Here is a 6,047-nt window from a genome sequence, read left to right as displayed (position 1 = left end):
CCGACCTGCGGACGCTCGCGAGGCTGTACAGGGAACTGAGGGTATCTGGATGATCGCTGCCCAGCTTCTTCCTGCGTTCGGCGAGAACCTCGGTGAAGATGGCCGTTGCCTCATCGACCCGTCCTGCCGCCTGGTAGGCGCCGGCAAGACTGTAACGAGAGTTGAGAGTGGAGAGGTGGCTGTCGCCCAGCAACCGCCTGCGCTTGGCGAGCCCGTCCTCGAAGAGCCTGATCGCTTCGCTCACCCGTCCAGCTGACCGATAGGCACCCGCGAGGCCGTGCTGAGAATTCAGCGTGTCCACGTGATCGTCACCAAGCAACCGTCGTCGTTGGGCGAGCACCTGCTCAAAACGGGTGATGGCGAGATCGAGTTGGCCATGTCCTTGCCGTAGCGCCGCCGCCCGATCACCCAGAAAGAGCAGGTCACGGTCGATCTTGTCCGGCTCGATGAGTGAGTAGAGGGCGTCGATGTGCGCAAGGAGCACATTCCACCGCGGCCAGGTAGTGGGCTCGCTCCACACATCATGGCCGGGGACGGCAGCCATGAGCAGTTCGACAGCCTGCCTCGCTGGACCGGCGGCCGACGCGGTGCGGGTAACAGCCTGAACGAGCCTGTGCACGCGGATCGTCTCGCCCGTGTAGCTGATCATGCTGTATGAGGCCAGCAGGGCCGCCGCCTCCGCGACCTCGTCTGGATCTTCGGCTAGTGGATGCAGCACGTCGACGGGCAGGCTGTCCGGCGCGAGCCAGGCCAGGACCTCCATCGTCTGAACGGCGAGCGTCGAGCGGGCCCTGATGGTCCCCATCGTGATCTGCCAGACCCGGCTGACAGTGCGTCGGGCGTCGCCACCCTCACCGGCCCGGTCTGCGATGCGGTCGAATCGTCTGGCCAGCATGTCGAGGTAGCCGGCGTACCCAATGCTGGAATGGAGTCCGAGGTAGGTCGCCGCCTGCTCCAACGCCAACGGCAGATCGCCCAGCTCCGCCGCCAGGCGACGTGCCCCGGCCCGGTCGTCGTTGCCAGTCAGCTGTTCCAGCAGTTGCACACTGGCGGTCCGTTCCAGCACCTCCAACGGCAGCGAGGCCAGGCCGAGGACCGCCCACCCAGCAGCGCCGAGGTTCCGGCGCGTAGTCAGCACGACCCGGCTTTGACCTGTCGCCAGGTCCAGCAACGGGCGAACATGTTCGACGTCTTCCACGTTGTCGAGCACCAGCAACCATATACCGTTCGAGCGCAGCCAGTTCATGGCCCACCGCCGGGCGTCCGCTGAGGTCTTGGCCGGGTGGAGCCGCTCGGTCAGTTCGGCCAGGCCCGCATCGATGCTCGCCGGACTGTCGGCAGTGATCCACCAGACCAGCCGGTACCGATGGAGATCTGTCCGGGCGTAGCGGATAGCCAACGCCGTCTTGCCGACGCCGCCCAGGCCGTACACGGCCAGGCCCGGCCCGTCGTCCCGCAGCAACTCCCTGAGTTCGTTCACATCTCGCCCCACGAAGACCCTGGAGCCGGCCGAGGGCAGATTGTGCACGGCGATCTCGACGGTTGGCGGGTCGGGCCGATCGGCTCGCGGCGACGGTAGACCGGCGGGACCGACCCGGGGGTCGAACTGAATGTTGCCCTCGCCGATCTGGACGCTATCCGAGCCGGTGACCGACACCGACGGATCGGTTGCCAGGCCGGCGACCGGTGGCGCTGAGCCCGTGACCTCTGTCTGAGGCACCGTGGGCGAGAGGCCGTCCAGCAGTGCGAACAACACCTCAGCCGATGCCCGGGCGGCGAACTTGGTGTATCTGTCGCCGCCGCCGGTGTCGTCGGCTACCCCCTTGACGACGAGCCAGGGTAAGCGGCGATCGTGGTGGTGTGCCACCGTAGCGATTACTGCAGCCTCGCCGTCGATGGCGGCGACCGTCCGTACGCCCTGCCTGGCGAGCTGCTGCCAGATTCCGCCGGTGGCGATCATCGCGCTGCCGGAGGCGACCGGCGCGACCGTCACCCCGAACGGCAACCGGGCCGGGCCATCCACATCGTCATACAGGCGGCGATGGATCAACTCGAAGCCGGCGTCGGTCAACTGAACCGAACCGTCCCGCCGTCGTGAGATGATGCCGCCGGCCGTGAACCGGGCGAGCCGCGAACCCCAGCTCCCGTTCGGGAAGTACCGGTCCCGTGCCGGGGCATGGCGCGGATCGATACCCTGCTTCAGCCGCTCCAACAGCCAAAACATCGCCTCGTCCACGCCGGCCGCTCCATAACTCGGCAACCCCGATGGATCGAAGTCCTGCGCCTTCCGAACCCACTCCGGATCCAGGGAAATCTGCCGGTGGTCAGCCGCGAAGCCCTGCAGCCCGTGCTCGCCCTCATCCCACCCGTAGGCCACCTCCGCGATCACCACGTCGCCGGGCGCGACCAGTTCCGGATTGCCGATACACACCCCGCACATCGCCAACAACTGCGGTCGCAACTGTTCCACCAAGGTCGTCGCTAAAGTCGAGGTAAGCCGCGGGCCCGGCGCGATCGGCCTGGCCAGCGCCACTGCCAACTTGCGGCCGCCAACGCCGCGGTACTCGCCCGACCAGTACGGCGTCGACCCCTCCTGGCCGCGTTGATCCCATTCCACCACCCACGGCCCAGCCAACCCAGCCAGGCCAGCAGCCATCGCCGCCGCCAGCTCCAACGGCGACGCCGCGATAATCAACACATCGACGCGGTCCTCCGACACCACAGCACACCCCGCAACCCGGCCCGCGGACCACGTGAAACGAGACGAACAGAATATCGACGGTTCGGAAGGCTGAGAGACACCGCCCACCGGCGATCAACCGAACTCCATGAAACCGGGGGAACCTCAGGTGGTCCGTCCCTGCTCGATGTGCCCGCGCTCGACGGCAGGTCGGCGACGACGGCACGGTCGACGGTCTGGTGCCCCGGGTCGCGGTGGCCGGCGTATACGGGGTGCCGGTCGACCGCGTCGAGGCGACCAGCGGCCACGCAGCCGTCGCACACCACGACCTGTCCGAGGTGTTCACGCCGTTCGCGCCGCGGTGGGACGCAGTCGGCGTGACCTTCCCGGTCGGGTCCGGCGAACCGGATGGCGAGCTGTTCGCCGGAAGGTAGGAAGCTCACCGAGCTCCGACGCACTACGTCCGGCAGTTCGGGTACTCGAGTGAGCGGCTCGCATTCCGACGCGCACGATCGGCAGCAAATCCGGACGCCATGGATCTTCATCGTGGCCGCTTTGCAGGTCGACGGACTCGGCTGCGCGAAGTGATCACGAGCGTTCGAACTCACGTCACGACGGTGAGGTCTACGCGTTCGGCATCGGCTCAGATGCTGGTCATGCCAACCACACCGCGATCGACTCGTGGTCGGCGGCCGCGGCGCAGAACAGGGCCACGAGTCGCATGTAGCTCTCGCCCAGATATGACAGCGCCCAGTCTGGGTCCAGATACCCGGATAGACATCGGCGTCGATCATTTCCGCTGCGGCATAGTGCTCCTCGAGACTGGCGAACGGGGTAGCCGCAAGGAACCGCGCCGCGTCGGCCACGTCGGCGGCGGCAAGCAGTCGGGGCGAGTCGTAGCCCCACTCATCGTCGGTCATGGGCTCGCCACCACCGATGATGTCGATTGGCGGGTCCATCCTGTTCAGCAGCCACCGCAGATCGGCCCACGCCTGGTCGGTATTCATACCTCGTGCGGACACGGCCTCGTCCTCGTCTCCCATCCGCAGATCGCCGGCGTACTCGTACGCGCTGTCCGGGTCCTCGACCAGCAGCCGGCGAAGCTCCGCGAGCTCGTGCGGTCGCAACCTCACGTACTCCATGATCATGTTCACGAGCCGAAATTCTGCACCACTCAAAACCGCCGAGAACCAGCAGCGCCACACTTCAGCCGCGCGCACGGCGGCAGATGAGTGTGGCCGAGAGGCGGTGGCGTGGGTCTCTGGTGCAGGTCGGTGAGGATCAATGCGGGTCAGGGCAGTTCGGTGTCCGGATGGGTGGCCAGGTAATGGCTGGCGGTCCCTTGGTCGATGAGCGATTGGTCGGCCAGCCATTCAACAGCGCGGCGGTGGGCCCTGTTGTCGCGGAAGGCGTGCCACGTCGGGATCAGATGTGGGTAGCCGGCGTGCAACTCCGCCTTGAACCGACCGAAGGCACCGCGACCGTCAATGGCGCGGGCCAACCGGCGACCGGCCGCGTCATCGCTGATCTTGTCGGCGAAGTCGGCCATGTCCTGGTACCAGACGTGCGACGGCAGCGGGTCGATGCAGACCAGGTGGTCCAGCTCATCGAGATCGACTGGGTTCTGCCCGTCGATGCCGGTGTCCGCGGTCCAGAAGATGATCTCCCCGGTATGTGGATCGATCAGCCACCGGTACTCGTAGGCGCTCTGGTCAGCAAGCGCACCCACGATCTCCTCCAGGTCGACGTGGCCCAGGTCAAGCACCAAGCCAGGGTAGACCGACCGGATCATTGACGCCTTAACCGCTCACAGGCAGTGAACGCCGTCGAGCGGCTGCAAGGGGTGCGGCCGGCTACCGGTCGACCTCGGATCCCGGCCTGGGCTTGACTTCGGCGCCCCGTAGTCCGACCGCGTCGAGCTCTGCCACCAGAATGCGGATCATGGTGCGAGCCATCAACGGCATTGTGCCGTCCTTACAGTCGCAGTTGACCGTCGAGTTGGTGGCCATGGCGCTGTTGGGCGTGTAGTTGCGAGGATCAAGGTCCCCGCCCTCCTCCAGCAGCCGCTCCAATGCCTCGTGGTCGTCGAGTTCCCGGCCGTCGGCCGTGACCAGCGCGAACCGGCGCGCCGCCGCGTCCAGCGCCGCCTCGAGCCGTTCGCCGTCGGCAGCCACCACCTTCACGCCGAAGTCCTGCCCTACGGCGGTGCCGAGATCATCAAAGATCAGGGCGAACACCGTCGGGTCGACGATGACCCCACTCGGGTGGTTCCAGTACTCGTGGCTGATGGCATAGCGCATCCACCACGCAGCCAACCGGTCGTCACCCCAGTCGATGTGCTCAACAGAGACACGCCAAGCCATGTCGACCCCGCCGAGCTCGACGGCGACGGCGAACCATCCCCGGGCGAAGCCGGCATGGGACAAACCTTGCCGAAGCACATGGTAAGAGCCGAGCCGGAATGCGGTCTCTGCGTCGCGCTCGGCGAGTACCGGCCGGTACCAGTCCGGAAGCTGCGCTGACAACCGCTCACGCCGATCATCACGGCTCTCCTCGACCATGATCCGATCGTGCCAGTCACAGCACCACAGACGCGGAGAAACAGCAAACCGCCCAGGACACGACCGGCACCAGTAGCACCAGCCCGTCCCGGGCACTATCACTATCTCCGTTCGGCCTCGGCCGCCCGATGGGGCAGACATCCCAGTTGCGGCTGCCATTGAGCGCGCTGACTGCAAGCAGATCAGTGCGGTCGAAAGGCAATGCGATGGTCCGGTTGTTCGGTCGCTCGGAGTCGCTTCGGAGGTCAGGGCAGTTCGACGTCTGAGTGTGTGGCGAGGTAGTGGCTGGCGGCATCGTGGTCGATGAGCGATTGATCGGCTAGCCGTTCAACGGCGCGGCGGCGGGCCCGGTTCTCGCAGAATGCCTGCCACGCCGTGAACAGGCGCGGGTGCTCTCGTGCAGCACTGCCCTGAACCGGCGGAACGCGCCGCGACCGTCGATAGCGCGCGCCAGCCGGCGGCCGGCGGAGCCGTCACTGATCCGCTCAGCGAAGTCGGCCATGTCCCGATACCAGACGTGTGACGGCAGCGGGGCGATGGGGACCAGGTGGTCCAGCTCGTCGAGATCGACCGGGTTGTGCCCGTCGACACAGGTGTCCGCAGTCCAGAAGACGATCTTGCAAGTCTGCGGATCGATGAGCCATCGGTGCTCGTACGCGCTCTGGTCAGCAAGCGCATCCGCCACCTCTTTCAGTTCGAAGCGGTCCAGGTCAAGCACCGGACCAGGGTAGACCGGGTAGGACAGTCGACGCCCGACCCTCGGCGCCGCACAGTCAGCGGCAGATCCGCGCACGTGATCTGGGGGG

General features: G+C 66.6%; 5 protein-coding genes and 1 pseudogene. 1 reads left to right on the top strand and 5 read right to left on the bottom strand.

Translation table 11 applies throughout. The annotated features are described in order from the left end of the window. The coding region (locus Voc01_RS52285) for a tetratricopeptide repeat protein (RefSeq protein ID WP_203935281.1) at positions 1-2,719 on the bottom strand (2,719 nt) is incomplete at its 3' end. A 200-nt stretch (positions 2,720-2,919) separates the two neighbouring features. Here Voc01_RS52285 and Voc01_RS53900 point away from each other — a divergent pair. Further along, a complete protein-coding gene (locus Voc01_RS53900) occupies positions 2,920-3,114 on the top strand; it encodes an inositol oxygenase (RefSeq protein ID WP_239161118.1) in 195 nt (64 codons plus the stop codon). Between the two features lie 333 nt (positions 3,115-3,447). On the opposite strand, the pseudogene Voc01_RS54990 reads toward Voc01_RS53900, so the two are convergent. The 4 genes and pseudogenes from Voc01_RS54990 to Voc01_RS52265 form a co-directional block, all read right to left on the bottom strand. Beyond that, positions 3,448-3,822 (bottom strand): annotated as a pseudogene (locus Voc01_RS54990) (DUF1877 family protein); the annotation flags it as partial. A 149-nt stretch (positions 3,823-3,971) separates the two neighbouring features. Continuing rightward, positions 3,972-4,445, bottom strand: a complete 474-nt coding sequence (locus Voc01_RS52275; RefSeq protein WP_203935279.1) for a UPF0158 family protein — start codon at positions 4,443-4,445, stop codon at positions 3,972-3,974. Between the two features lie 88 nt (positions 4,446-4,533). Beyond that, a complete protein-coding gene (locus tag Voc01_RS52270; RefSeq protein ID WP_203935278.1) occupies positions 4,534-5,241 on the bottom strand; it encodes a hypothetical protein in 708 nt (235 codons plus the stop codon). 319 nt (positions 5,242-5,560) lie between these two features. Beyond that, a complete protein-coding gene (locus Voc01_RS52265; protein ID WP_203935277.1) occupies positions 5,561-5,959 on the bottom strand; it encodes a hypothetical protein in 399 nt (132 codons plus the stop codon). Between the last annotated feature and the right edge of the window lie 88 nt (positions 5,960-6,047).

Source organism: Virgisporangium ochraceum, assembly GCF_016863655.1.
GTDB classification, from domain to species: Bacteria; Actinomycetota; Actinomycetes; order Mycobacteriales; family Micromonosporaceae; genus Virgisporangium; species Virgisporangium ochraceum.
This window is presented reverse-complemented; position numbering and strand designations above follow the sequence as displayed.